The organism is Roseococcus sp. SYP-B2431 (genome assembly GCF_004336745.1).
Taxonomy (GTDB): domain Bacteria; phylum Pseudomonadota; class Alphaproteobacteria; order Acetobacterales; family Acetobacteraceae; genus Roseococcus.
This window is the reverse complement of the sequence record NZ_SJXD01000028.1, coordinates 1-24,359: the sequence shown is the minus strand read 5'-3', so window position 1 is coordinate 24,359 and position 24,359 is coordinate 1. Positions and strand designations below refer to the sequence as shown.

The following is a 24,359-nucleotide window of genomic DNA, read 5'->3' as shown; positions in this document are numbered from 1 at the left end:
GCCGCACGTGCGGCCGGCGCGCCGCGACCGACCGCTGAGCTGGCGATCCATGACAGGGCGCGAAGCCAAGCCGGCGGAGCCGGCGCCCGGCGTTTGAGGGCGTAAAATGCGTTGTCCCTATTGCAGTAACGATGAGACCCAGGTGAAGGACAGCCGTCCTTCCGACGACGGCTCCTCCATCCGGCGGCGGCGCTTCTGCCCGGCCTGCGGCAATCGCTTCACGACCTTCGAGCGGGTGCAGCTGCGCGAGCTCACCGTGCTCAAGACCGACGGCCGCCGCGTCCCCTTCGACCGCGACAAGCTCGGCAAGTCCATCCGCATCGCCTGCCGCAAGCGGCCCATCGGCGACGACCAGATCGAGCGCCTGCTCAACGGCATCCAGCGCCGCCTCGAGATGGAGACGGATGCCGAGATCTCCTCGCGCCGCATCGGCGAGATGGTCATGGACACGCTGAAGGGCGTGGACCAGGTGGCCTATGTGCGCTTCGCCTCGGTCTACCAGAACTTCTCCGAGGCCAAGGACTTCCAGGCTTTCCTCGGCGGCCTGGACACTCCGTGACAAAGACGGGGCCCTGATGAGTGACGAGGCCCATATGCGGGCCGCGCTCCAGGTCGCGGCGCGGGGCCTCGGCAATACCTGGCCGAATCCCTCGGTGGGCTGCGTGCTGGTGAAGAACGGCGTGGTGATCGCCCGCGGCTGGACCCAGCCCGGCGGGCGGCCGCATGCCGAGGTGGAGGCCCTCACCCGTGCGGGCGAGGCCGCGCGCGGCGCCACCGCCTATGTGACGCTGGAGCCCTGCTCGCATCACGGCCGCACGCCGCCCTGCTGCGACGCGCTGATCCGCGCCGGCGTCTCCCGCGTCGTGGTGGCGCTGCGCGACCCGGACGGCCGGGTGGACGGGCGCGGGCTCGCGCGCCTGCGCGCGGCCGGGATCGCGGTCGAGGAGGGGCTGATGGGGGCGGAGGCCGCCGCGCTGAACGCCGGCTTCATCCGCCGTGTCACCCAGGGCCTGCCCATCGTCACCCTCAAGCTCGCCTCCACTCTGGACGGGCGCATCGCGACGGCCTCGGGCGAGAGCCGCTGGATCACGGGCGAGGGCGCCCGCCGCGCCGTCCATGCCCTGCGGGCCAGGCACGACGCCGTGATGGTGGGCAGCGGCACCGCCATCGCCGACGACCCCGAGCTCGACTGCCGCATCCCCGGCCTGGACCCCGTGCCCATGCTGCGTGTGGTGGCCGATGCCCGGCTGCGCCTGCCGCTGGGCTCGAAGCTGGTCGCCGGCGCGCGGTCCCAGCCGACCTGGGTGCTGACCGGCGCCGGCCATCGCCCGGCTAGCCTGACCCCCTTTATCGCGGCCGGCGTCGAGGTGGTGACGATCCGCCGCACCGCCGGCGGCGGGCTCCAGCCGCGCGCCATGCTCCAGGCGCTGGGCGCCCGGGGCGTGACCCGGGTGATGGTGGAGGGCGGCGCCAACCTCGCGGCCTCGCTGCTCAAGGCGGGGCTGGTGGACCGGCTGGTGTGGTTCCATGCCCCGGCCGCGCTGGGCGCGGAGGGGCTGGCAAGCCTCGGCAGCCTCGGAGTCGGGCCGCTTGCGGCCATGCCGCGCTTCCGCCTGCTGGACTCGCGGCGCCTGGGCGCCGACATCATGAGCGATTACGTGAAGGAATAGCGCATGTTCACCGGGATCATCACCGCCCTCGGCACGCTGCGCGAGGTCCTGCCGGTCGGCGGCGGCCACGACATGCGCCTGGTCATCGGCGTCTCGCCGGACTTCCTGACGGGCGCCGAGCTCGGCTGCTCCATCGCCTGCTCGGGCATCTGCCTGACCGCCGTGGAGCTGAACGGCGACAGCTTCGCCGTCGATGCCAGCGCCGAGACCCTCTCCCGCACCACCATGGGCGGCTGGAAGGCCGGGGACCGGGTCAACCTGGAGCGCAGCCTGAGGCTGGGCGACGAGCTGGGCGGCCATCTCGTCTCCGGCCATGTGGACGGGGTGGGGAGGGTGATCTCGGCCCTGCCGGAGAACGCCTCGGTCCGCTGGCGCTTCGGCGTGCCCGCCGATCTCGCGAAGCTCATCGCCGTGAAGGGCAGCATCGCGGTGGACGGGGTCTCGCTCACGGTCAACGAGGTTGACGGGGAGAGCTTCGGGGTCAACATCATCCCCCACACCACCGCCGTGACCAGCTTCGGCACGCTGCAGCCGGGCGACGGGGTCAACATCGAGATCGACACCCTGGCGCGCTATGTCGCCCGGCTCCTGGAGTTCCGTGCGTGAGCCTTGCCACCCGTACCACCACCTTCCACGACTTCATCACGCCCACCGAGGAGCTCCTCGAGGAGGCGCGCCGGGGGAAGATGTTCATCCTGGTCGACGACGAGGACCGCGAGAACGAGGGCGACCTCGTCATCCCCGCGCAATTCGCGACACCGGACGCGATCAACTTCATGGCCCGCTTCGCGCGCGGGCTGATCTGCCTCGCCATGACGCGGCCGCGGGTCGAGCAGCTCGGCCTGCCGCTGATGGCGCAGAGCAACGGCACGCGGCACCAGACGGCCTTCACCGTCTCCATCGAGGCGCGGGACGGCGTGACCACCGGCATCAGCGCCGCCGACCGGTCGCGCACGGTGGCCGTGGCCATCAACCCCGAGCTCTCGCGCGAGCACATCGTCACGCCCGGCCACGTCTTCCCGCTGGTGGCGCGCGACGGCGGCACGCTGGTCCGCGCCGGCCACACCGAGGCGGCGGTGGACTTCGCCCGCCTCGCCGGGCTGAACCCGGCCGGCGTGATCTGCGAGATCATGAACGACGACGGCACCATGGCCCGCCTGCCGGACCTGGTGCAGTTCGCCCAGCTGCACGGGCTGAAGCTCGGCACCATCGCCGACCTCATCGGGTATCGCCGCCGCACCGAGCGGCTGGTGCGCCGCGTCGAGGAGGGCGAGGTGGCCCATGCGGTGGGCGGCGACTGGCGCATCATCGTCTATGCCGGCGCGGTCGAGGGCGGCGAGCACATCGCGCTCATCAAGGGCGACATCACCGGGCCGCAGCCCGTGCTGACGCGCATGCACGCGGCGAGCATCCTCAACGACATGGTCGGCGGCCGCGGCATCCGCGAGCTGCACGGCGCCATGGAGGCGATCGCGGCCGAGGGGCGGGGCGTGGTCGTCATGCTGCGCGACTGGCGGCACGACGGCATCAGCCAGCAGATCCGCAAGCGCCGCAACGGCAAGGCCCAGCCGCAGCTGCGCGACTACGGCATCGGCGCGCATATCCTGGCGGATCTGGGGCTGAAGGACATCATCCGGCTCTCCAACAACCCGCGCCCGGTGGTCGGGCTGGAGGGCTGGGGTCTGCGCGTGGTCGAGACCCGGCCCGTGGTGGGAGAGAAGGCGTGAGCACCGTCGACGGACCGAAGCGCGACACCGTCCGCATCGAGGGGCCGGCGCCCCGGATCCTGCTGATCCAGGCGCCCTATTACGATCAGGTCGTGGGCGGCATGCGCCGCGGCGTCGAGCGCGTCGTCGCCGAGGCCGGCGGCGTGCTGGAAGTGGTGGACGTGGCGGGCGCCTTCGAGCTGCCGGCCGCGCTGCGCATGGCGCTGGACGCCATGGAGCACCCGGAGGAGCCGCCCCTCTGGGACGGCTTCGTGCTGCTGGGCTGCGTGGTGAAGGGCGACACGGACCATTACGACCACATCTGCCGCGAGGCCTGCTCGGGCGTGATGAGCGTGGCCGTGGGGACCGGGGCGGCCATCGGCTTCGGGTTGCTGACGGTCCACACCTTGCAGCAGGCGATCGAGCGCTCCAGCGACGACGGGCACAACAAGGGCGCCGAGGCGGCCCAGGCCGCTCTGCTCCAGGTCGCGCTGCGCCGCAAATGGCGCATGGCGTGAAGACCGTGACGAAGCTTCCGAAGCCCAATCCGGGCCGCCCGCGCACCGGCGCCCGCGTGGCCGCGGTGCAGGCGCTCTTCCAGGCCGAGCAGTCGGGCGACCCCATCGAGACGGTGCTGGACCAGTTCGTGCGCCATCGCCTCGGCGCCGTTCCGGGCCAGGAGGGCTTCGAGGACGGGCGCGTGGAGGAGGCGGACGTGCCGCTCTTCGCGCGCATCCTGCGCGGCGCCGCCACCGGCACCGAGGATCTGGACCAGGTGATCGCCTCCCATCTCGCCGCCGGCTGGGCGATGACGCGGCTGGACCCGGTGCTGCGCGCCATCCTGCGCGCGGCGGGCGGCGAGATGCGCGACATGGGCGGGCCGCCGGCGCGCGTCGTCATCAAGGAGTACATGGACATCGCCCATGGCTTCTTCGGCGGCGAGGAGCCGCGCTTCTGCAACGGCGTGCTGGACGCGATGGCGCGCGTGCTGCGGGCCGAGGAGTTCAACGGGGGGTGAGCCTGCCCCCGGAATTCTCCCTCATCGCGCGGCATTTCCTGCCGCTGGCGGCGGAGGGGGCCCTGGCGCTCTCCGACGACGCCGCCGTGCTCGACGCGCCTGCGGGCCAGCTGGTCCTGGCGGCGGATGCGATGGTGGCCGGCGTCCATTTCCTGCCGGACGACCCGCCGGAGACCATCGGCCGCAAGCTGCTGCGGGTGAACCTCAGCGACCTCGCGGCCATGGGCGCGGCGCCGCTCGGCTATCTGATGACCGTGGCGCTGCCGAAGGGCACGCCGCCGTTGTGGCTGGAAGGCTTCACCGCCGGGCTGGCGGCCGACCAGGCAGAATTCGGGCTTTCCGTCCTGGGTGGCGACACCGTCTCCACCCCGGGGCCGGTCACGCTCTCGCTCACCATCCTGGGCACCGTGCCGCCGGGGCAGGCGCTGCTGCGCCGGGGCGCCCGGGCGGGCGACGAGATCTGGGTCTCGGGGACCATCGGCGATGGGGCGCTCGGGCTGCGCGCCGCCCGGGGCAGGCTGGCGGATGACGGCTTCCTCGCCGGCCGCTACCGGCTGCCCCGGCCGCGCCTCGCCCTCGGCCAGGCGCTGCGCGGCGTCGCGCGGGCCGCCTTGGACGTGTCGGACGGCCTCGCCCAGGATTGCGGCCATCTCTGCCGCCTCGCGGATTGCGGCGCGGAGATCGAGGCCGCCGCGGTGCCGCTCTCGGACGGCGCGCGGGCCGCGCTGGCGGGTGACTCGGCGCTGCTGCCGCTGATCCTCACTGGCGGCGACGACTACGAGCTGCTCTTCGCCGCCGCCCCGGAGGACGCCCCCCGCGTGGCCGAGGCCGGCCGCGCCGCGCGCACGGCCGTCACCCGCATCGGGCGCTTCACGGCCGGCGCGACGGATGTGAAGCTGCTCGACCCGAACGGCCGCGAAATAAGCCTGCCGCGGGGGGGATGGAGCCACTTCTGAATGTCGGTTGAGAATCCTTCCGGGGATCGCGCGATGCGCGTCACGGTCTGGCGGCTGTTCTTCTGCCAGGCGCTGATGAACCTGACGATGATCGGCCAGGCCACCATGGGCGCCCTGATCGGTCGCAGCCTCTCCTCCGACATCGCGCTCGCGACGCTGCCCATGGCCATCCAGATGGCCGGCAGCATGACGGCCTCGATCCCGGCCTCCTACGTCTTCGCCCGCTGGGGGCGGCGGGCGGGCTTCCTCGCTGGTGCCGGCGTCTCGATCCTCGCCTCGGTGGCCTTCGGGCTCGGCGTCTATCACCAGGATTTCTGGGTCTATTGCCTGGGCGCGGCGCTCGCGGGGCTGAGCTGGGGCGTGGCGCAGCACTACCGCTTCGCCGCGGCCGAGGCGGCGACGCCGGCCTATCGCCCGCGCGCCATCGCGCTCGTCATGGCGGGGCCGGTCCTCTCCGCCCTCTTCGGGCCGGAGATCGTGAAGCACACGCACCAGGCCTTCCTGCCGCATGTCTTCCTGGGCACCTATATCGTGATGGGGCTGGTCCCGCTGGCGACCCTCGTGCTGCTGAGCGGGCTCAAGCTGCCGCCGCTGCCGGCCCGGGCCAAGGTTGCGACGCCGCTCGGCGACATCATCCGGCGCCCGACCTTCGTCACCGCCGTCGTCGCCGGCATGGTGGCCTATGGCACGATGAACCTCGCCATGACGGCGACGCCGCTGGAGATGCAGCTCTGCGGCTTCTCGATCAGCGATTCCTCGACGGTGGTGCAGCTGCATGCGCTGGCGATGTTCGCGCCCGGCTTCTTCACGGGGCGGCTGATCCAGCGCTTCGGCGTGCGGCCGGTCATCGTGGCGGGCGCGCTGCTCACGGCCGTCTGCGTCGTGGTGCTGCTCTCCGGCGAGACCTTCACGCATTTCGCCGTCGGACAGGCGGTGCTGGGGCTGGGCTGGAACTTCATGTTCGTGGGCGCGACCTCGCTGCAGGCGGCGAGCTACGCGCCGCAGGAGCGGGTGAAGGCGCAGGCGGCGAACGACTTCATCGTCTTCGGGACGGTGGCCTGCACGGCCTTCCTCTCGGGCTACGTGCATGCGCGCCTGGGCTGGAGCGTGCTGAACCTGACGCTGATCCCGCCGCTGGTGGCGGCGCTGGCGCTGCTGGCCTGGCAGAGGGCGCGGGGGACGGGCCGGGTGGCGGCTGCGGCGCGGTAACCCTCCGGCCGCAAGGCGGCCGGCGCCGCCCGCTCCACCTCCCGAGCTGCGGGACTCTCGCGCGGCGAAGGCCAGGCGGCGGAGCCGCCGCCCGCCGTTTGAGATGGGAACCCTCCGGCCGCAAGGCGGCCGGCGCCGCCCACCCGACCTTCCCGATCTGCGGGACTCTCGCGCGGCGAAGGCCAGGCGGCGGAGCCGCCGCCCGCCGTTTGAGGGCATAAAAAAAGAACGCCGGGGGTTTCCCCCCGGCGCCCGTCACGCGATCGCGTGTGAGGGAACTACTCCGCCGGCCTGTAGCCCGGCGCACGGACCGGCGCATGGTCCTCGGCGAAGAGGTCGCGGTCCTTCGTCTCCGGCACGAAGATCAGGCCGATGATGACCGTCGCGACCGCGAAGATGATCGGGTACCAGAGGCCGAAGTAGATATCGCCCGTGGCCGCGATCAGCGCGAAGGTCGTGGCCGGCAGCAGGCCGCCGAACCAGCCGTTGCCGATATGGTAGGGCAGCGACATGCCGGTGTAGCGGATGCGCGTCGGGAAGAGCTCCACGAGCGCGGCGGCGATCGGCCCGTAGACCATGGTCACGTAGATCACCAGGATGAACAGGATCCCGATGATCATCCCCGGCTGCTGGCGGAAGATGTCGAAGGGATGCGCCATCCGCACGACCGAGGGGTTGGCCGCCGGCGGGAAGCCGGCCGCGGTCAGCGCCGTGGTAAGCTCGCGGGTGAAGGTCGCGCGGGCCGCCGCCACGCCCGTGCCGGCCTGGTTGGCGTCGAAGGAGGTCACGCTGGAATTGCCGACACGGACCACCGCGGGCGAACCGGCCGGTCCGGTCTCGGTCCGGTAGGGGATGGACAGCCCGGCGAGCGCCGCCTTGGCGATGTCGCAGGAGGTGGTGAAGGTCACCGTGCCGGTCGGGTTGAACTGGAAGTTGCAGTCGCCGGGCGCGGCGACGACGGTCACCGGGATGGTCTGCTGGGCCTGGTAGAGCGCCGGGTTCGCCTCCCGCGTCATCATCTGGAAGAGCGGGAAGTAGGTCAGCGCGGCGAGCGCGCAGCCCAGCAGGATGATCGGCTTGCGGCCCACCTTGTCGGACAGCCAGCCGAAGAAGATGAAGCCGCCGGTGCCCAGGATCAGCGACCAGGCGATCAGCAGGTTCGCCGTATAGCCGTCCACCTTCAGGATGCTCTGCAGGAAGAACAGCGCGTAGAACTGGCCCGTGTACCAGACGACGCCCTGGCCCATGGTCAGGCCGAAGAGGGCGATGAGCGCGATCTTGGCGTTCTTCCACTGGCCGAAGGCCTCGGCAAGCGGCGCCTTGGAGCCGGTGCCCTCCGCCTTCATCTTCTGGAAGGCCGGGCTCTCCTGCAGCTGCAGCCGGATCCAGACCGAGATGCCGAGCAGCACGATCGAGAGCAGGAAGGGAATGCGCCAGCCCCAATCGGCGAAGGCCGCCTCGCCCAGCGCCGTGCGGGTGAAGAGGATCACCAGTAGCGAGAGGAAGAGGCCCATGGTGGCCGTGGTCTGGATCCAGCTCGTGTAGAAGCCGCGCCGGCCGGGGGGCGAGTGCTCGGCCACATAGGTCGCGGCGCCGCCGTACTCGCCGCCGAGCGCCAGACCCTGCAGCAGGCGCAGGATGATGAGGATGACCGCGGCCGTGATGCCGATCTGGTCGGAGGTGGGGAGGATGCCGACGATGAAGGTCGAGGCGCCCATGATGACGATGGTGACGAGGAAGGTGTATTTGCGCCCGACGAGGTCACCCAGGCGGCCGAAGACGAGCGCGCCGAAGGGACGGACCAGGAAGCCGGCGGCGAAGGCCAGCAGCGCGAAGATGTTGCGCGTGTTCGGGTCGAACTGGCTGAAGAACTTGGCGCCGATGATCACGGCCAGGCTGCCGTAGAGGTAGAAGTCGTACCATTCGAAGACGGTGCCCAGCGAGGAGGCGAAGATCACCTTCTTCTCGCCGGGCGTCATGGGCCTCGCGGCCCCCCCTGCTTGTGCGGACATTCCCAACCCTTTCTTGGCGGCCACTCGGCCGTGATGCACGCCTCGACGCGCTCGGAGCGCCCAGGTCGCTCTTTCCCTTCTGCCCGTCCCGGCCGGGCCGGATCAACTTAACGATTAATGAAGTTTCCGTAATTTATTCTAGTAACGGGATATTCTGCAATCGAGAATAGCTGGCCGGTACGAGGCGGAAAAACCCGCAGAGGGAGCCCAAACAGGACTTCGCCCCGAGGGCAGATTGCGATTTCGCCATGTCGCCGTGGAATATATCCCCTTTTGGTAATCTGAACCGCACTGGCTTCCCATGGCTGGAGGCTGCGTCAAAGGCACCCCGCCGCCCGCGCCCGGGCGCGCACCAGAGCCAGAACCACGCGGCAGGTCGGCGCAGGAAGTCCGGTTAGCCCGGCGAATTCCAGGATGACGCCCAGCAACGCCTCGATCTCCATGGGCCGTCCGCGCTCCAGGTCCTGCAGCATGGAGGTGCGGTGCGCGCCCACCTCGGCGGCGCCGGCGATGCGCTTGTCCACGTCGATGGCGAAGCGCACGCCCAGCGCCTCGCCGATTGCCTGGGCCTCCAGCATCATGTCCCGGGCCACCCCGCGCTGGCCGGGGTCGCCGGTGAGCGCGTCGAGCGTGCTGGAGGTGAGCGCGCTGATCGGGTTGAAGGCCAGGTTGCCCCAGAGCTTCACCCAGATCTCGTCGCGGATCCGGGGCCGGATCGGCGCCTTGAACCCGGCGGCGATCAGCGAGGCGGCCACGGCCTCGATGCGCGGCGTGCGGACCCCGGACGGCTCGCCCAGGGTGAAGCGGTCGCCATAGCCGTGCGCGATCACCCCGGGCTCCACGACCTCGGCCGCCGGATAGACGATGCAGCCGATGGCGCGCTCGGGCGGCAGCAGGCGCGAGACCTCGCCGCCGGGATCCACGCTTTCGACCCGGCGGCCCTCATGCGCGCCCCCGATGCCGTGGAAGTACCACCAGGGAATGCCGTTCACGGCCGAGACGACGGCCGTCTCGGGCCCGAGCAGCGGCTGCATCTGCGCCGCCGCCGAGGGCAGGGCATGCGCCTTCAGCGTGACGATCACCGCATCCTGCGGCCCCGCCTCCCCGGCGGTGGCGACGCAGCGCGGGTGGACGACGGTCTCCGCGCCGTCGCTGATCAGCCTGAGGCCGCGCTCCTGCATCGCGGCCAGATGCGGCCCGCGCGCGATGATGGTGACCTCGGCCGACTGCGCGGCGGCAAGGCGGGCCGCCATGAGGCCGCCGATGGCGCCGGCTCCGAAGACGCAGATGCGCATGTGATTCTCCTGCCCTGGGGTGCGAGGGCTCTGCCCCTCGTTCGTCTCCCCTTCAAGTCACAGGCTGAGCCCCAGCTTCTCGGCCAGCCCGATCCGCATCAGCTTCCCCGTCGCGCCTTTCGGGATCTCCGCCAGGAAGACCACCTTCCGCGGCACCTTGAACTCCGCGAGGTGCAGCGCCGCGAAGTCGCGCAGCTCGCGCTCGGTGAGGGCGGTGCCCTCGCGCAGCACCACCGCCGCGCCGATCTCCTCGCCCAGCTTGCCGTGCGGGATGGCGAAGCAGAGCGCCTGGGCCACGCAGGCATGGCCGGAGAGCACGCCGTCCACCTCCAGCGGGCTCACCTTCTCGCCGCCGCGGTTGATGATCTCCTTGAGGCGCCCGGTCAGCCGAAGGTAGCCCTCGGCGTCGAGCACCCCCTGGTCGCCGGTGCGGAACCAGCCGCGGGTGAAGGCCTTGGCATTGGCCTCCGGATTGGCCTCGTAGCCGGCCGTCACGTTGGGGCCGCGGATCACCACCTCGCCCTCCTCGCCGCGCGGCAGGAGGGTGCCGCCGTCGTCCATGATGCCCACCTCGGGCCCCGCGGCCAGGCCGACCGCGCCCGGCTTGCGGGCGCCGCGCAGCGGGTTGGAGGCCATCTGGTGGGCGGCCTCCGTCATGCCGTAGCTCTCGACCAGCGGGCAGCCGAAGGCCGCCTCCATTTGCTGCATGACCGGCCCGGGCAGCGAGGCCGAGGAGGAGCGGATGAAGCGCAGCCTCGCCTGCGCGATGGTCTCGGCGTTGCGTTCGGCGCGGCCGAGGATCGCCTGGTGCATGGTGGGCACGGCCGTGTACCAGCTCGGCCGCTCCTCCTCGAGCCAGCGGTAGAAGCGCAGCGCGTCGAAGCCCGGCGTGCAGCAGACGGCGCCGCCGGCGGCGGCGCTCGACAGCACGGCCGCGATCAGCCCGTGGATGTGGAAGAGCGGCATGATGTTGAGGCAGCAATCGGCCGGCGAGAGCTCCAGCGTGGCGCCGATATGCCCGGCCGAGGCGGCGATGTTGGCCTGGCTGAGCGGCACGATCTTGGGCCGCGCCGTGGTGCCGGAGGTGTGCAGCACCAGCGCCTCGTCCTCCGCCTGTGCCATGCCGGGCCGTGCCGCGGCACCGGTGCCGCCACCCTCCAGGGCGAAGCTGCCCGCGGCCTCGCCGGGGATCAGCTCCAGGACCGCGATGCCCAGCCCCTCGGCCACCGCCCGCGCGGGCGTCTCGACCCCGCGCTGAAGCACGATGGCCCGGGCCCGGAGGTCTTCGAGATAGAAGGAAAAATCCTCGGCGCGATAGGCGGGGTTGAGCGGCGCGGTGGAGGCGCCGGCGGCGAGGCAGAGAAAGGCCGCCGCCATCTCGGGCCCGTTGGGCAGCACGATCGCCACCCGGTCGCCCCGGCCGATGCCGCGGGCGTTCAGCGCGGCGACGGTGTCCCGCGCGAGGGCGCGCAGGGCGCCATGGCTGAGATAAGGGCGCCCATGGGGTTGGAGGGCGGGGGCACGAATCGCCGGCGCGTCGTCCTCGCCGCGCCGCAGCAGGGCTTCCATGGTGCGTGCCGCACTCATCCGGAGCGTCTCCCGATTGTTCTTTCGGGGATCGTGCGCCATCCGGCGACGGACGGGAAGCGATCGTTTCGTCTCGGCGAATCGCGCTATCCTGTCATCCATGGATCAATGGCTGCGCTGGACCCTCCGCATGTCCCAGTGGCTGCGCCGCCCGCCCTCGCGGCGCAGGCTGATCCTCATGGGCGTGGCGGTCGCGCTCTGCCTGATCGTCTTCGCCTTCGAGCGGCTTTACGGCTGGCCGTCCTGGATGACGGTGAACGGGCGCATGCCGCGCGTCCCGCGTCCCCTGTGACGGATCAGCGCAGCCCCAGGACGTCGTTCATGCCGTAGAGCCCCGGCGTCCGGCCTTGCAGCCAGAGTGCGGCGCGCACCGCGCCCGTCGCATAGGCACGCCGGTCGAAGCTGCGATGGGTGAGCGCGATGTGCTCGGAGCCCGCGGCGAAGAGCAGCGTGTGCTCGCCCACCACCTGGCCGCCGCGCAGCGCGGCGAAGCCGATCGTGCCGGTCCCGCGCGCGCCGGTATGGCCGTCCCGCCCGCTCTCGCGCCCGGCCTCCTCCAGCGTGGTGCCGCGACCCTTGGCCACGGCGCGGCCCAGGGCGACGGCGGTGCCGGAGGGCGCGTCCACCTTCTGGCGGTGATGCATCTCGACGATCTCGGCGTCGTACTGCGCGGCGGGCAGGGCGGCGGCCAGCTTCTCGGCCATGGCGAGCACGAGGTTCACGCCGGTCGCGAAATTCGCGGCATAGACGATGGGAGCGCGCCGCGCGGCCTCGGCCACCGCCTTCTCCTCCCCGGCGGAAAGCCCCGAGGAGCCCAGAACCAGCCCCTTGCCCAGCTCCGCCGCCAGCGCGGCGTGGACCGGCGCGGCATGGGCGTGGGTGAAGTCGATCACCACGTCGCTGTCCTGGAACAGCGCGCGCGGATCGTCGCCGCGCCGCGTGCCGCCCGCCAGCGTCGCGCCCGCGGCGGCGGCCTCCTCGGAGAGCAATTGACCCATGCGGCCGGCGATGCCGGCGATGCCGATGCGGAGGCTCATTCCCGTTCCTTCCTCGATGGCAACGTCATGGAACGGGCCGGCCCGCCAAGGCAACCCCGCTTCCGCGCGGGCGTTCTTCCGGCAAGGCAAACAGGAAGGGATGACACCATGGTGGATACCATCCATCAGCCGACCACCGCGGACCTCACCGAGGACACGGACGGCTATCTCGTCGCCGCCGGCAAGGTGAACGGCGTCTCGGTCTATGGCGCCGATCGCGAGCGCATCGGCCATATCGAGGATCTGATGATCGACAAGCGCGCCGGCACCGTCGAATACGGCGTGCTGCATTTCGGCGGCTTCCTCGGCCTGGGGTCCAAGCACTACGCCGTGCCATGGCGCATGCTGCGCTACGACAACCAGCTGGAAGGCTTTGTCGTGGACAACATCACCAAGGCGCGGCTGGACAATGCGCCGGTCTACGAGCCGGTGGGCGTCCGCGACTGGACCATGGTCGACAACTACTGGGGCATGTAGCGCCCCGGCTTCTCCGGAACGCGAGGCGGCCGGTTCCTTCGGGAACCGGCCGTTTTCGCGTCAGCTGCGATCGGCCATCAAGCTTCAGCGCGCCAGCCCGTCCCAGAATTCCTTCACCTTGGCGAAGAAGCCCTCGTTCTCGGGCGAATGCTTGCCGCCCTTCTCCGCCTCGGCCTCGAAGGCCTCCAGCAGCTCGCGCTGACGGGCCGACAGGGCCTGGGGCGTCTCCACCACGACCTGCACATACATGTCGCCCCGCGCCGCGCTGCGCAGGACGGAGAATCCCTTGCCGCGGAGGCGGAAGTTGTCGCCCGTCTGCGTGCCCGCCGGAATCTTCACCGCCGAGCGGCCGCCGTCGATGGAGGGCACCTCCACGCTGGCGCCGAGCGCCGCCTGCGTCATGCGCAGCGGCACGCGGACCATGATGTTGGGTCCCTCGCGCTGGAAGATCGGGTGCGGCTTCACGCCGATATCGACGTAGAGATCGCCGGCCGGCGCTCCGCGCAGCCCGGCCTCGCCCTCGCCGGAGAGGCGAATGCGGTTGCCGTCCTCCACGCCCGCGGGGATGGAGACGTTCAGCGTGCGGTCGCGCTGCACGCGGCCCGCGCCATGGCAGACCTTGCACGGGTTCTTGATGATCTTGCCCGAGCCCGAGCAGGTCGGGCAGGTGCGCTCGATCAGGAAGAAGCCCTGCTGCGCCCGCACCTTCCCCGAGCCCCGGCAGGTGCCGCAGGTCTGGGCGCTGGCGCTGCCGCCCTCGGCCCCCGAGCCGGTGCAGGCCTCGCATTGCACGGAGGAGGGGACGCGGATCGGCTTCTTCACGCCGGCGAAGGCCTCCTCCAGCGTGATCTCGATCTCCTGGCGCAGGTCGGCGCCGCGGCCGCTGTTCTGGCGCCCGCCGCTGCGGCCGCTGAAGCGGCCGAACATCTCCTCGAAGATGTCCTCGAAGCCGCCGCCCTGACCGAAGGGGCTGCCGCCGCCCCCGCCGCCATTCTCGAAGGCGGCGTGGCCGTAGCGGTCATAGGCCGCCCGCTTCTCGCCGTCCTTCAGGATCTCATAGGCCTCGCTGACCTCCTTGAACCGCGCCTCGGCCCTGTCGTCGCCGTGGTTGCGGTCGGGATGGTACTGCATCGCAAGCTTGCGATAGGCCTTCTTGAGGTCGTCCTCGGTCGCGTCGCGGCCGACGCCGAGCACCTCGTAACAATCGCGCTTGGCCATGTTCTCGCCCTACCCGAAACGAAGTGGCGCCCGGGCCATCGCTGGCCCGGGCGCGAAGATGTGGAGGATGCTGCCGTGCAACCTCAGCTCTTCTTCTTCTTCGGATCGACTTCTTCGAACTCGGCGTCCACGACCTTGTCGTCCGGCTTGGCCTGACCCGTGGGCCCAGCCTCGGGCTGCGGCGACGCCTGCTCCGTCTTGTACATGGCCTCGCCGATCTTCATCGACGCCTGGCCGAGCTTCTCGGTCGCGGCGTTGATGGCGTCGAGGTCGCCGCCCTCCATGGCCGCGCGGGCCTCGGAGATGGCGGCCTCGGCGGCGGCGCGCTCCTCGGCCGGCACCTTGTCGCCGTTCTCGCGGATGGTCTTCTCGGTCGAATGCACCAGCGTGTCGAGCTGGTTGCGGGCCTCGACCGACTCGCGGCGCTTCTTGTCGGCCTCGGCATTGGCCTCGGCGTCGCGCACCATCTTCTCGATATCGGCGTCCGACAGGCCGGACTTGGCCTGGATCTTGATCTGCGTCTCCTTGCCGGTGGCCTTGTCCTTCGCCGAGACGCTCACGATGCCGTTCGCGTCGATGTCGAAGGTCACCTCCACCTGGGGCACGCCGCGCGGCGCGGGCGGGATGCCCTGAAGGTCGAAGTTGCCGAGCAGCTTGTTGTCCGCCGCCATCTCGCGCTCGCCCTGGAACACCTTGATGGTGACGGCCGTCTGGTTGTCGTCCGCGGTGCTGAAGGTCTGCGACTTCTTGGTCGGGATGGTCGTGTTGCGGTCGATCAGGCGCGTGAACACGCCGCCCAGCGTCTCGATGCCCAGCGAGAGCGGGGTCACGTCGAGCAGCAGAACGTCCTTCACGTCGCCCTTGAGCACGCCGCCCTGGATCGCCGCGCCGATGGCCACGACCTCGTCGGGGTTGACGTTGCGCGCGGGCTCCTTGCCGAAGAGGTTCTTCACCGCCTCGATGACCTTGGGCATGCGCGTCATGCCGCCGACGAGGATGACCTCGTCCACCTCGCCCGCCGTCAGGCCGGCATCGCCCAGGGCCTTCTTCACCGGCTCCAGCGTGCGCTGGACCAGGTCGTCCACCAGCGCCTCGAGCTTGGCGCGGGTGAGCTGCATCACGAGGTGCTTCGGACCCGAGGCATCGGCCGTGATGAAGGGCAGGTTGATCTCGGTCTGCTTGCTGGAAGACAGCTCGATCTTGGCCTTCTCGCCGGCTTCCTTCAGGCGTTGCAAGGCGAGCTTGTCGCCGCGCAGGTCGATGCCGTTCTCCTTCTTGAACTCGTCCGCGAGGTAGTCGATCACCCGCTGGTCGAAGTCCTCGCCGCCGAGGAAGGTGTCGCCATTGGTGGACTTCACCTCGAAGACGCCGTCGCCGATCTCCAGGATCGAGACGTCGAAGGTGCCGCCGCCGAGGTCATAGACCGCGATGGTGCCGGCCGTCTTCTTGTCCATGCCATAGGCGAGCGCCGCGGCCGTCGGCTCGTTGATGATGCGAAGCACCTCGAGGCCCGCGATGGCGCCGGCCTCCTTGGTCGCCTGGCGCTGGGCGTCGTTGAAATAGGCCGGCACCGTGATGACGGCCTGCGTGACCTTCTCGTTGAGATAGGCCTCGGCCGTGTCCTTCATCTTGGTGAGGATATTGGCGCTGATCTGCTGCGGCGCGTATTTCTTGCCGTCCACCTCGACCCAGGCGTCGCCGTTGTCGGCCTTCACGATGCTGAAGGGGGCGAGGCCCTTTTCCTTCTGCACCATGGCGTCGTCGAACTTGCGGCCGATGAGGCGCTTGACGGCATAGAGCGTGTTGTTGGGGTTGGTGACGGCCTGGCGCTTGGCGCTCTGGCCGACGAGGCGCTCGCCGTTCTTGGCGAAGGCGACCATGGAGGGGGTGGTGCGCGTGCCCTCCGCATTCTCGAGGACCTTGACCTCGCCGCCTTCCATGATGGCGACGCAGGAATTCGTGGTACCGAGGTCGATACCGATGACTTTGCTCATACACCTGCTCCTATGCGGCGGCTCATTCCGGCCCTGACAGGCACCGGGCAAAGCCCCTGGCAGCCCGCGCCCCATGCGCGGCCCTTCGTTACGTGCCCATGTATTGAGCAGCGGGGCCCTGGACAAGATGGGACGAGCGAGTTTCGCAGAAGAAGGCGCGCTGTGGCCGTCAAGCCTCCGATCGCGCGGCGCGCCTGCAGGGGAGCCCAATTTTTTCCTTCACAAATATAGGTATTCCGCATATGATCCGGTCATGGACGAGATAGACCGGAAGATCGCCATCGCCGTCCAGCAGGATGGCGCTGCGGGCCTCTCCGACCTCGCCAAGGTCTCGGGGCTCTCCGTCTCCGCGACGGCAGAGCGGGTGAAGCGGCTGGAGGAGCGGGGGGTGATCCGCGGCTGGCACGCCGCGCTGGACCCCGCCGAGGTGGGCTGCCCGCTGCTGGCCTTCCTGCGTGTGGCGATGCGGCCCGGCAAGGAGGAGATCGCCTTCCGCCGCGCCATCCGCAAGCTGGATTCCGTGCTGGAGTGCCACCAGCTCACCGGCGAGTGGTCCTATCTCGTGAAGCTGCGCGTGGCCGATATCCGCGCGCTCGACACGATCCTCGCCGAGGAGATCCGGCCGCTGGCGGGCATCGAGCGCTTGGCCGTCGAGGTCGCCATGGCCTCGGTGAAGGAGACGGCGCTGCTGCCCGTCGCGCATCAGCCGGAGGAGGAGACTTAGCCGTCCCTCCCGCCTAGGCTCCCCCCAAACAAGGGAGGCCGTCATGTCACATCCATTCCCACGCCGGACGGCGCTGGCGGGCGCCGGGCTGGCAGGAACCGGCTTGTCCGACACGGGGCGGGCCCAGGCGCCGCTGCGGCTGACGCTCGCCACCGCCACGCCGGGCGGCGGCTTTCCAGCCTATGGCGCGGCCTTCGTGGCCGCCATCGCCGCGGCCGATCCCACCATCGCCATCGAGCCCCGCAACACGGCAGGCAGCCTCGAGAATGTGCGCCTGCTGCGCGAGGGGGCCGTCGATCTCGGCCTGGTGGCCGGCGAGACGGCGACCGAGGCCCTGGCCGCCGGCATCGGCACGACCCTGCTCGCCGCGATGTACGCGCAGCCGGGGCTTTTCGGCCTGCGGGGCGATTCCCCGATCCGCTCCATCGCCGAGCTGCGCGGCCAGCCGGTCGCCTGGGGCGCGCGGGGCTCGGGCTTCGTGGTGCTGGCGCGGCAGGTGATGGCCGGGCTCGGCCTCGACATCGAGCGCGATTTCTCGGCCGTCCTGCTCGACCGCGCGGGGGACGGGCCGGCGATGGTCATGGACGGGCGCGTGGCCGCGCTCTGGGGCGGCGGCGCGGGCTGGCCCGGCTTCGTGACGCTGGCGGGGCAGGGCGGCCGCTTCCTCGCGCCGGACGAGGCGGAGCGGGCGCGCATCCTCGCCGCCGATCCGCGGCTGCGGCCGACGTCGCTGCCGGCGGGAAGCTATCCGGGGCAGACGGCGCCCATCGCCTCGGTGGGGACCTGGAGCCTCGTGCTGGCGCGGCCGGGGCTGGAAGAGGAGGCCGGCTTTCGCGTGGCCCGCGCGCTGCATGCGGCCCGCGCGGACCTCGCGGCCCGGCTCGCCCAGGCCGCCGAGACGACGGCGGAGAACACGGCCGCGGCCGTCGCCGATCCGGCGCTGATCCATCCGGGCGTCCGGCGCTTCGTGCGCGAGCGGGGCCTGCCCGGCTGAGCAGGGAGGGGCGGCGTTCGCGCTGGCGGGAACTGGTCAGCCCGAGCGGGGCGCCGATAGATTGACCTGGGGGCCAAGCCCCCAAGCATGACAGGGAGTGTCCATGGACATCCGCGACTGCCCCGGCCCCGATCCCCATCCGCGCAAGCCCGCCATGGCCCTGCCGGAGGGCGCCTGCGACACGCATTTCCACGTTTTCGACGCAGCCCGTTATCCCTACCAGGCCGCGCGGGGCTACACGCCGCCGGACAACGACATCGGCGTGGCCCTGGCGCTGCACGATCAGCTCGGCCTTTCGCGCGGCGTGGTGATCCAGGCGAGCGTGCACGGCACCGACAACCGCGCCGTGCTCGACGCCGCCTCCGCCCATCCCGACCGTCTGCGCGCCATCGTCGCCGTCGCCGAGGGCGTCACCGAGGCCGAGATCGCCGCCATGCACGCCAAGGGCGCGCGCGGCATCCGCGTGAACCTGGTGGATCGCGGCGGCATGCCCTTCCGCTCGCTGGATGCGCTGGCCGAGGTCGCGGAGGTGCTGCGGCCCTTCGGCTGGCATGTCGAGCTGCTGGTGCATGTGGAGGAGATGGCGGCCGAGCTCCGCAAGCTCGCGGAGACCATGCGGCTGCCCATCTCGGTTGGGCATATCGGCTACACCAAGGTGGCCAAGGGCGGGATCGACCACCCCGGCTACCGCGAGTTCCTGGCGATGCTGCGCGACGGGCTGCTCTGGGTGAAGCTGACGGGGCTCGCCCGCATCTCGGCCGAGCCGGAATTTCCCTACGCGGACACGGCGGGGATGGCGCGGGCGGTCATCGAGGCGGCGCCGGACCGCGTCCTCTGGGGCAGCGACTGGCCGCATGTGAGCCACTTCCAGGGCGTCATGCCGAATGACGGCGACGTGCTGGGGCTGCTGGCCCAATGGGCGCCGGAGGAGGCGCTGCGCCGGCGGATCCTGCGCGACAATCCGGCGAGGTTCTACGGATTCTGAGGCGCGCGGCGCGCGGCCTTCACCGCACGCAGCGCAGCTGGAGGTGGCCGCGCAGCTCCTCGTCGGTGACCAGCGTGCCGCGGGGCAGCGTGCCGACGAGATAGGTGCCGCGCGCCTGCGTCTCCAGCGTGCGCCACTGGTTCACGGCGGGCATCTGCACGTTGGGGGCCGTGAAGTTCATGACGAAGGCGGCCGAGCGCGGCGTGCGGTTCTGCAGCGTCACGGTGATCGACAGCCGCCCGCTTTCATGGGCGCCCGTCAGCTCCCGGGCGATGCCGACGAAGGACAGGATGCCGGCCGCGACGCATTCCACCTCCGCCGGGGGGGGCTGCTGCGGCGGCGACAGCCCCTGCGCCAGCGCCGGCGGCGCGCCGATCGTCAGGACGGCGAGGAGGGCAAGGCGGCGCATCGATCTTCTTCTCCGGAGCACAGGCTGTGCGAAGCGGCGCGCTTCGTCCAGCCCGGGACATTCCAGAAAGACACCCATGAGGTGACACGCCGCCTCATGGCCGCTGCCCATGGAACGGCACGAATTTCCAGCATGAGGTGAGCGTCGCCTGTCCCGGACCCGATCTCGAAGGCCGCCGCCTATCCGCGCAGCGTGGCACCCACCGCCTTGGCCGCCGCCGCGACGATCCTGGCCGCGACGACCTCGATCTCGGCATCCGTCAGCGTCTTGTCGCGCGGCTGCAGCGTCACCTGGACGGCGAGGCTGACCTTGCCCTCCGGCAGGCGATCGCCGGCATAGCGGTCGAAGAGGACCACCTCGGTGATGAGCGTGCGCTCCACGGCGGAGACGGCGCGCAGCAGCTTGTCCGCCGGCGCGTCGGCGTCCACGAGGAAGGCGAAGTCGCGCCGCACCGGCTGGAAGGCGGAGAGTTCCGGCGCGGATTTCTTGCGGCGCTTGGGCTCGGGGATGGCGTCGAGGAAGATCTCGAAGCCCACCGCGCCGGCCGGCACGTCGAGCGCGGCGCAGAGGCCCGGATGCAGCTGGCCGAACTGCGCCAGCACCACCTTCGGCCCCTGGCGCAGCACGCCCGAGCGGCCAGGGTGGTAATGGCCCGGCGCGTCGGCCGTGACCTGGAGCGCGGCCATCGGCACGCCCAGCGCCTCCAGCACGGCGAGCACGTCGCCCTTGGCGTCCAGCGCGTCCAAGGGGCGCGCGGGCGAGGCCCAGTTCGCGGGCGAGCTGCCGGCGCGCAGCCCGCAGGCGATGGCCAGCTGCCCCGCCGGCGAGGTGTCGCGATAGCCGCCGCCGACCTCGGACAGCGCCACATCCGCGAAGCCGCGCGCGGCGTTCCGCGCGGCGGCCATGGCGAGGGAGGCGAGCGGCGTCGGCCGCATCTGGTCGAGGTCCGAGGCGATCGGATTTTCCAGATGCAGCGCCTCGGGCGTCTCGCCGAACATCGCGGCGATGCGGGTCTCCAGGAAGCCGTAGGTCACGGAATCCTGCATTCCGCGCGCGGCCAGCACCCGGCGCGCGAGCACGGCGCGCACCTGCTTCGGCTCCAGCGAGGGCAGGGGCACGGGCGAGGCGACCGGCAGCGAGACCGAGGGCACCGCGTCCAGCCCGCCGAGGCGCAGCACCTCCTCGATCAGGTCGCATTCGGCCTCGACGGCGGCACAGCCTTCGGCGGCGACGCGCGCGCGCTCGGGGTCGAGCCTGGGATCCTGGTCGAGCACGATGTGGGCGGCGATGTCGTTGCGCCAGGGCGGCACGGCGACGGTCAGGCGATCGGCGCCGCGGGCGGTGACGGTGAAGCCCAGACGCTCCAGTCGTCCCTCGGCCTCGTGCGGCGGCAGCATCAGCCCGCCGAGCTCCGCGAGGCGGGGGAGGCGCAGCGTGGCCTCACGGCGCCAAAGCGGCTCGGAGCCGGCCTCGCTGACGGTGGAGGGCTCGCCCCCGCAGAGCTCGACGATCATGGCCGTGGCGGCGTCCAGCGCCGCCGGCAGCATCGCCTGGTCGAGGCCGCGCTCGTTGCGGGCGCGGGCGTCGGTGAAGATGTTGTGCCGCCGGCCGCTGAGCGCGATGCGCACGGGGTCGAAGAGGGCGCATTCGATGAAGACCTCGGTGGTCGTCTCGTCGCAGCCGGAGGGCTCGCCGCCGAGGATGCCGCCCAGCGCCTCGGGGCCGGCCGCGTCGGCGATGATGCCGTCCTCGTCCGTCAGGGCGTAGGTCTTGCCGTTGAGGCCGTGCAGCTCCTCGCCCGCCCGCGCCATGCGCATGGAGAGCGTCGAGCCCTTCACCTTCGCCACGTCGAAGACATGCAGCGGGCGGCCGAGGGCGAAGGTGAACCAGTTGGTCACGTCCACCAGCGCGGAGATGGGGCGCAGGCCGATGCCCGTCAGCCGGTCCTGCAGCCATTGCGGCGAGGGGCCGTTCTTCACGCCCCGGATCGCGCGGCCGACCACCCAGGTGCAGGCGCGCGGATCCTCGATCTGCCAGCGCAGCGGCGTCTCATAGACCGAAGCGATCTTGGGCGCGGACCAGGGCTTCAGCGTGCCGAGCCCGGCGGCGGCGAGGTCGCGCGCCACGCCGCGGATGGCCAGGGCGTCGCCGCGGTTGGGGGTGACCTTGATCTCGAGAATGGGATCGTCGAGGCCAGCGTAATCCACGTAGCGCGAGCCGATCGCCGCGTCTTCCGGCAGCTCCACGATGCCGGAATGGTCGTCGCCGAGGCCCATCTCCCGCTTGGAGAGCATCATGGCCTCGGACTTCACGCCGCGGATCTCGCCGACCTTGAGCGTGACGTCGGTGCCGGGGATGTAGTCGCCGGGCAGGGCGGCCACGCCGACGAGGCCCGTGCGCGCATTGGGCGCGCCGCAGACCACGGAATATTCACGCCCGTCGCCGAGATCGACGCGCAGCTGGCGCAGGCGGTCGGCATTGGGGTGCTGCACGGCCTCGATCACGCGGGCGATGCGGAAGGAGGCGAGCGCGGCGGCCGCGTTCTCGATGCCTTCGACCTCGATGCCGATGGCGTTGAGCGTCGTGGCGATCTCATCGACCGAAGCGTCGGTGTCGAGATATTCCTTGAGCCAAGACAACTGAAACTTCATCGGCCTGCTCCAGCCTCGAGAGAATGGCGCGCGAACAGCGCGCCCGCCGCCCCACCGACCGTGATCGTCGGCGCGACAATGCTGCGGCGAAGCCAAGGCCGCGGATGCGGCCGCCCGGCGTCTGAGGGCGCAAAAAACATCTTCAAACCCCTTCGTGCAGCGAAGGGGTTTGAAGAGGGCTGGTGCCGTAATGGCTCAGCCAGCGCGTATCGGCCTCGAAGAAGGGGCGCAGGTCGGCCATGCCATGCTTCAGCATGGTGATGCGCTCGATGCCCATCCCGAAGGCGAAGCCCTGCCACTCGCGCGCGTCCAGCCCGCAATTGGCCAGCACGCGCGGATGCACCATGCCGCTGCCCAGGATCTCCAGCCAGTCGGTGCCCGCGCCCAGCTCGCCCGTCTTCCGGTTCCAGCCGATATCGACCTCCATGGAGGGCTCGGTGAAGGGGAAGTAGCTGGAGCGGAAGCGCACCGGCAGGGTGGCGATGCCGAAGAAGGCGCGCAGGAAGTCGGTCAGGCAGCCCTTGAGATGGCCGAGGGTGATGCCCCGGTCGATCACCAGCCCCTCCACCTGGTGGAACATGGGCGAATGGGTCGCGTCATGGTCCGAGCGGTAGGTGCGGCCGGGCGCGATGATGCGGATGGGCGGCTCCTGGCCGATCATGGTGCGGATCTGCAGCGGCGAGGTCTGGGTGCGCAGGACGGTGCGGCGGCCATCCACCATTCCGGGCAGGTAGAAGGTGTCCTGGTCCTGCCGGGCGGGGTGATGGTCGGGGATGTTGAGCGCGGCGAAGTTGTACCAGTCGCCCTCGATGTCCGGGCCTTCGACGACCCGGAAGCCCATGGCGCCGAAGATCGCCGTCAGCTCCTCGATGGTGCGGTTGATCGGGTGGATGCCGCCCGTGCCGCCTGGTGCCGTAGGGCGCGGCGGCAGGGTCATGTCCAGCTTCTCGGCGGCGAGGCGGGCGTCGAGCGCGGCGGCATCGAGCACGGCGCGGCGGGCCTCGATGGCGGCCTCCAGCCGGGTCTTCAGCGCGTTCACGGCCGCGCCGCGCTCCTTGCGCTGCTCGGCCGGAATGGCGCCCAGGCCCTTGAGCAGCGCGGTCAGCGCGCCCGACTTGCCCAGCACGCCCACCCGGATGGCATCCAGCGCGCGCAGGTCGGCGGCGGCGGCGAGCTCGGCCTCGGTGCTGGCGGCGAGCGCCGAAAGATCGTCGGTCATCGATCCGTCCCCAAGCGTGATGGTCGCAGGCGCGAAGGCGCCGAATCACGCGACAATCGAAACATGAAAAGGGCCGCCCACGCTTGCGCGCAGCGGCCCTTCGAAAACCCGGTCCCCGGCGAGACTACGCCGCGGGGGCGAGCGCTTCCTTGGCCTTCTCGACGACGGCCGCAAAGGCTGCGGGCTCCTCGTAGGCCAGGGCGGCCAGGACCTTGCGGTCCATCTCGATCCCGGCGGCCTTGATGCCGGCGATGAACTGGGAATAGGTCATCCCCTGCTCACGGCAGGCCGCGTTGATGCGCTGGATCCAGAGGCCACGGAAATCGCGCTTCTTGTTGCGGCGGTCGCGATAGGCGTACTGAAGCGCCTTCTCGACGCGCTGCAGGGCCGCGCGGTAGGTCGTGGACGACCGGCCGACGTAACCCTTGGCGAGGTCCAGGACCTTCTTGTGGCGGGCATGGGCGGTAACGCCGCGCTTGACACGAGCCATTTGTCTTCTCCTTCCCGGGTCTTAGCGCGGCAGGCCGTAGGGCAGCCAGTTCATCACCGTCTTGGCGTCCTGCGGTTCGAGAACCTGGGAGCCGCGGTTCTGGCGCTTGGCCTTCTGGCTGCGGTTGGAGAGCATATGCCGCTTGCGGCCCGGGCCGGCCATGACCTTGCCGGTGCCCGTGATCTTGAAGCGCTTCTTGGCGCTCGAGGTCGTCTTCATCTTGGACATTCTGGCCCTCCTGTCGGTGGGTTGGGGCTGCCCCTGGCGATCGCACCATGCGACGGAGGCGAGCTTCCCCGACCGGGCTGTCCAGGGCCTCGGTACGGGAGGCGGGTCTTTAGACGGGTGATCCGGCCAAGTCCAGGGGCCTTGTCGCGACAAGGCGGCCCGCATGGCAGGCATTCGCCCGGAGGGGTCTCCGTGCGGCTTCAGCGGATCGCCGGACCGGCGATCGGGGCCAGCGTCTCGGCCGGCACGGCGGGCGGCGGGGCGTCGAGCGGCGTCGCGGGCGCGGGGCTCGCGGCGGGCTGGGACGGCAGCGGCTCGGCCGGGACGGGGGCGGCGGCCGGCACCGGGCTGCCCGCCGGGTCGGGTCCGGCCGGGGCCGGCGCCTGCGCGGTGGGGCCCTCGGGCGCGGGCGAGAGGTCGGGCAGGGACTCCGATCGCGGCGCGTCCGGCAGCGGCGCCGTGCCGCCGGCCGCGGCCTCC

General features: G+C 71.1%; 24 protein-coding genes and 1 pseudogene. 13 read left to right on the top strand and 12 right to left on the bottom strand.

Going from position 1 to position 24,359, the window contains the following annotated elements; translation table 11 throughout:
- The first annotated feature begins 106 nt into the window (after window positions 1-106).
- From nrdR to EJV46_RS18395, 8 genes are read left to right on the top strand one after another with little or no spacing between them, the layout of a single operon-like run.
- Window positions 107-559, top strand: a complete 453-nt coding sequence (nrdR, locus tag EJV46_RS18430; RefSeq protein ID WP_131550181.1) for a transcriptional regulator NrdR — start codon at window positions 107-109, stop codon at window positions 557-559.
- A gap of 16 nt (window positions 560-575) precedes the next feature.
- Window positions 576-1,670, top strand: a complete 1,095-nt coding sequence (gene ribD / locus EJV46_RS18425; RefSeq protein ID WP_131550180.1) for a bifunctional diaminohydroxyphosphoribosylaminopyrimidine deaminase/5-amino-6-(5-phosphoribosylamino)uracil reductase RibD — start codon at window positions 576-578, stop codon at window positions 1,668-1,670.
- 3 nt (window positions 1,671-1,673) lie between these two features.
- Window positions 1,674-2,276, top strand: coding sequence for a riboflavin synthase (locus tag EJV46_RS18420; RefSeq protein ID WP_131550179.1), 603 nt, complete (start codon window positions 1,674-1,676; stop codon window positions 2,274-2,276).
- Window positions 2,273-3,397 carry a 3,4-dihydroxy-2-butanone-4-phosphate synthase gene (ribB, locus tag EJV46_RS18415; protein ID WP_131550178.1) on the top strand — a complete coding sequence of 375 codons (1,125 nt, stop codon included), beginning with the start codon at window positions 2,273-2,275 and terminating at the stop codon, window positions 3,395-3,397. Before EJV46_RS18420 ends, ribB begins: the two co-directional genes overlap by 4 nt.
- Window positions 3,394-3,894, top strand: a complete 501-nt coding sequence (gene ribH / locus EJV46_RS18410) for a 6,7-dimethyl-8-ribityllumazine synthase (protein ID WP_131550177.1) — start codon at window positions 3,394-3,396, stop codon at window positions 3,892-3,894. Before ribB ends, ribH begins: the two co-directional genes overlap by 4 nt.
- 5 nt (window positions 3,895-3,899) lie before the next feature.
- Complete coding sequence (gene nusB, locus EJV46_RS18405) at window positions 3,900-4,394, top strand: transcription antitermination factor NusB (RefSeq protein ID WP_240782643.1); 495 nt, start codon at window positions 3,900-3,902, stop codon at window positions 4,392-4,394.
- Window positions 4,391-5,350 carry a thiamine-phosphate kinase gene (gene thiL / locus EJV46_RS18400; RefSeq protein ID WP_131550175.1) on the top strand — a complete coding sequence of 320 codons (960 nt, stop codon included), beginning with the start codon at window positions 4,391-4,393 and terminating at the stop codon, window positions 5,348-5,350. Before nusB ends, thiL begins: the two co-directional genes overlap by 4 nt.
- A gap of 33 nt (window positions 5,351-5,383) precedes the next feature.
- Complete coding sequence (locus tag EJV46_RS18395; protein ID WP_240782642.1) at window positions 5,384-6,559, top strand: MFS transporter; 1,176 nt, start codon at window positions 5,384-5,386, stop codon at window positions 6,557-6,559.
- 278 nt (window positions 6,560-6,837) lie between these two features.
- Here EJV46_RS18395 and EJV46_RS18390 read toward each other — a convergent pair whose 3' ends face one another.
- From EJV46_RS18390 to EJV46_RS18380, 3 genes are all read right to left on the bottom strand, one after another.
- Complete coding sequence (locus EJV46_RS18390) at window positions 6,838-8,571, bottom strand: MFS transporter (protein ID WP_240782641.1); 1,734 nt, start codon at window positions 8,569-8,571, stop codon at window positions 6,838-6,840.
- Window positions 8,572-8,888: 317 nt separating this feature from the next.
- Window positions 8,889-9,866: a 2-dehydropantoate 2-reductase gene (locus EJV46_RS18385; protein ID WP_131550172.1), complete on the bottom strand. Its 978-nt coding sequence runs from the start codon at window positions 9,864-9,866 to the stop codon at window positions 8,889-8,891.
- Window positions 9,867-9,923: 57 nt separating this feature from the next.
- Complete coding sequence (locus EJV46_RS18380) at window positions 9,924-11,453, bottom strand: acyl--CoA ligase (RefSeq protein ID WP_131550171.1); 1,530 nt, start codon at window positions 11,451-11,453, stop codon at window positions 9,924-9,926.
- A gap of 130 nt (window positions 11,454-11,583) precedes the next feature.
- Here EJV46_RS18380 and EJV46_RS18375 point away from each other — a divergent pair, with 130 nt between their 5' ends.
- Window positions 11,584-11,745: a hypothetical protein gene (locus EJV46_RS18375; RefSeq protein WP_206020870.1), complete on the top strand. Its 162-nt coding sequence runs from the start codon at window positions 11,584-11,586 to the stop codon at window positions 11,743-11,745.
- Between the two features lie 4 nt (window positions 11,746-11,749).
- On the opposite strand, the gene dapB is transcribed toward EJV46_RS18375, so the two are convergent.
- On the bottom strand, window positions 11,750-12,490 hold the full coding sequence (gene dapB, locus EJV46_RS18370; protein ID WP_131550169.1) for a 4-hydroxy-tetrahydrodipicolinate reductase: 741 nt from the start codon (window positions 12,488-12,490) through the stop codon (window positions 11,750-11,752).
- A 108-nt stretch (window positions 12,491-12,598) separates the two neighbouring features.
- Between dapB and EJV46_RS18365 the strand changes: the two genes are divergently transcribed.
- Window positions 12,599-12,967, top strand: coding sequence for a PRC-barrel domain-containing protein (locus tag EJV46_RS18365; RefSeq protein WP_165585604.1), 369 nt, complete (start codon window positions 12,599-12,601; stop codon window positions 12,965-12,967).
- 84 nt (window positions 12,968-13,051) lie between these two features.
- Here the strand turns inward: EJV46_RS18365 and dnaJ are convergent, their stop codons facing one another.
- The gene (gene dnaJ / locus EJV46_RS18360) at window positions 13,052-14,185 is read right to left on the bottom strand and encodes a molecular chaperone DnaJ (RefSeq protein ID WP_131550167.1); all 1,134 of its coding nucleotides are present in this window, start codon (window positions 14,183-14,185) and stop codon (window positions 13,052-13,054) included.
- Window positions 14,186-14,268: 83 nt separating this feature from the next.
- Window positions 14,269-16,179 (bottom strand): molecular chaperone DnaK, encoded by a 1,911-nt coding sequence (dnaK, locus tag EJV46_RS18355; RefSeq protein WP_240782640.1) that lies wholly within the window; start codon window positions 16,177-16,179, stop codon window positions 14,269-14,271.
- A 253-nt stretch (window positions 16,180-16,432) separates the two neighbouring features.
- Here dnaK and EJV46_RS18350 point away from each other — a divergent pair, with 253 nt between their 5' ends.
- The 3 genes from EJV46_RS18350 to EJV46_RS18340 all read left to right on the top strand — a co-directional run bounded on the left by EJV46_RS18350 (window position 16,433) and on the right by EJV46_RS18340 (window position 18,882).
- Entirely contained in the window at window positions 16,433-16,903 is a 471-nt protein-coding gene (locus EJV46_RS18350) for an Lrp/AsnC family transcriptional regulator (RefSeq protein WP_131550165.1), read from the top strand.
- Between the two features lie 43 nt (window positions 16,904-16,946).
- Window positions 16,947-17,897, top strand: coding sequence for a TAXI family TRAP transporter solute-binding subunit (locus EJV46_RS18345; RefSeq protein ID WP_131550164.1), 951 nt, complete (start codon window positions 16,947-16,949; stop codon window positions 17,895-17,897).
- Window positions 17,898-18,000: 103 nt separating this feature from the next.
- Entirely contained in the window at window positions 18,001-18,882 is an 882-nt protein-coding gene (locus EJV46_RS18340) for an amidohydrolase (RefSeq protein ID WP_131550163.1), read from the top strand.
- Between the two features lie 19 nt (window positions 18,883-18,901).
- Here the strand turns inward: EJV46_RS18340 and EJV46_RS18335 are convergent, their stop codons facing one another.
- The 6 genes and pseudogenes from EJV46_RS18335 to EJV46_RS22910 all read right to left on the bottom strand — a co-directional run.
- Window positions 18,902-19,291, bottom strand: a complete 390-nt coding sequence (locus EJV46_RS18335; RefSeq protein ID WP_131550162.1) for a hypothetical protein — start codon at window positions 19,289-19,291, stop codon at window positions 18,902-18,904.
- A gap of 179 nt (window positions 19,292-19,470) precedes the next feature.
- The gene (gene pheT / locus EJV46_RS18330; protein WP_131550161.1) at window positions 19,471-21,942 is read right to left on the bottom strand and encodes a phenylalanine--tRNA ligase subunit beta; all 2,472 of its coding nucleotides are present in this window, start codon (window positions 21,940-21,942) and stop codon (window positions 19,471-19,473) included.
- 142 nt (window positions 21,943-22,084) lie between these two features.
- On the bottom strand, window positions 22,085-23,161 hold the full coding sequence (gene pheS, locus EJV46_RS18325) for a phenylalanine--tRNA ligase subunit alpha (RefSeq protein WP_131550160.1): 1,077 nt from the start codon (window positions 23,159-23,161) through the stop codon (window positions 22,085-22,087).
- Window positions 23,162-23,285: 124 nt separating this feature from the next.
- Window positions 23,286-23,651, bottom strand: coding sequence for a 50S ribosomal protein L20 (gene rplT, locus EJV46_RS18320; RefSeq protein WP_131550159.1), 366 nt, complete (start codon window positions 23,649-23,651; stop codon window positions 23,286-23,288).
- 21 nt (window positions 23,652-23,672) lie between these two features.
- On the bottom strand, window positions 23,673-23,879 hold the full coding sequence (gene rpmI, locus EJV46_RS18315; protein ID WP_131550158.1) for a 50S ribosomal protein L35: 207 nt from the start codon (window positions 23,877-23,879) through the stop codon (window positions 23,673-23,675).
- A 200-nt stretch (window positions 23,880-24,079) separates the two neighbouring features.
- A pseudogene (locus tag EJV46_RS22910) lies at window positions 24,080-24,359 on the bottom strand (hypothetical protein); the annotation flags it as partial.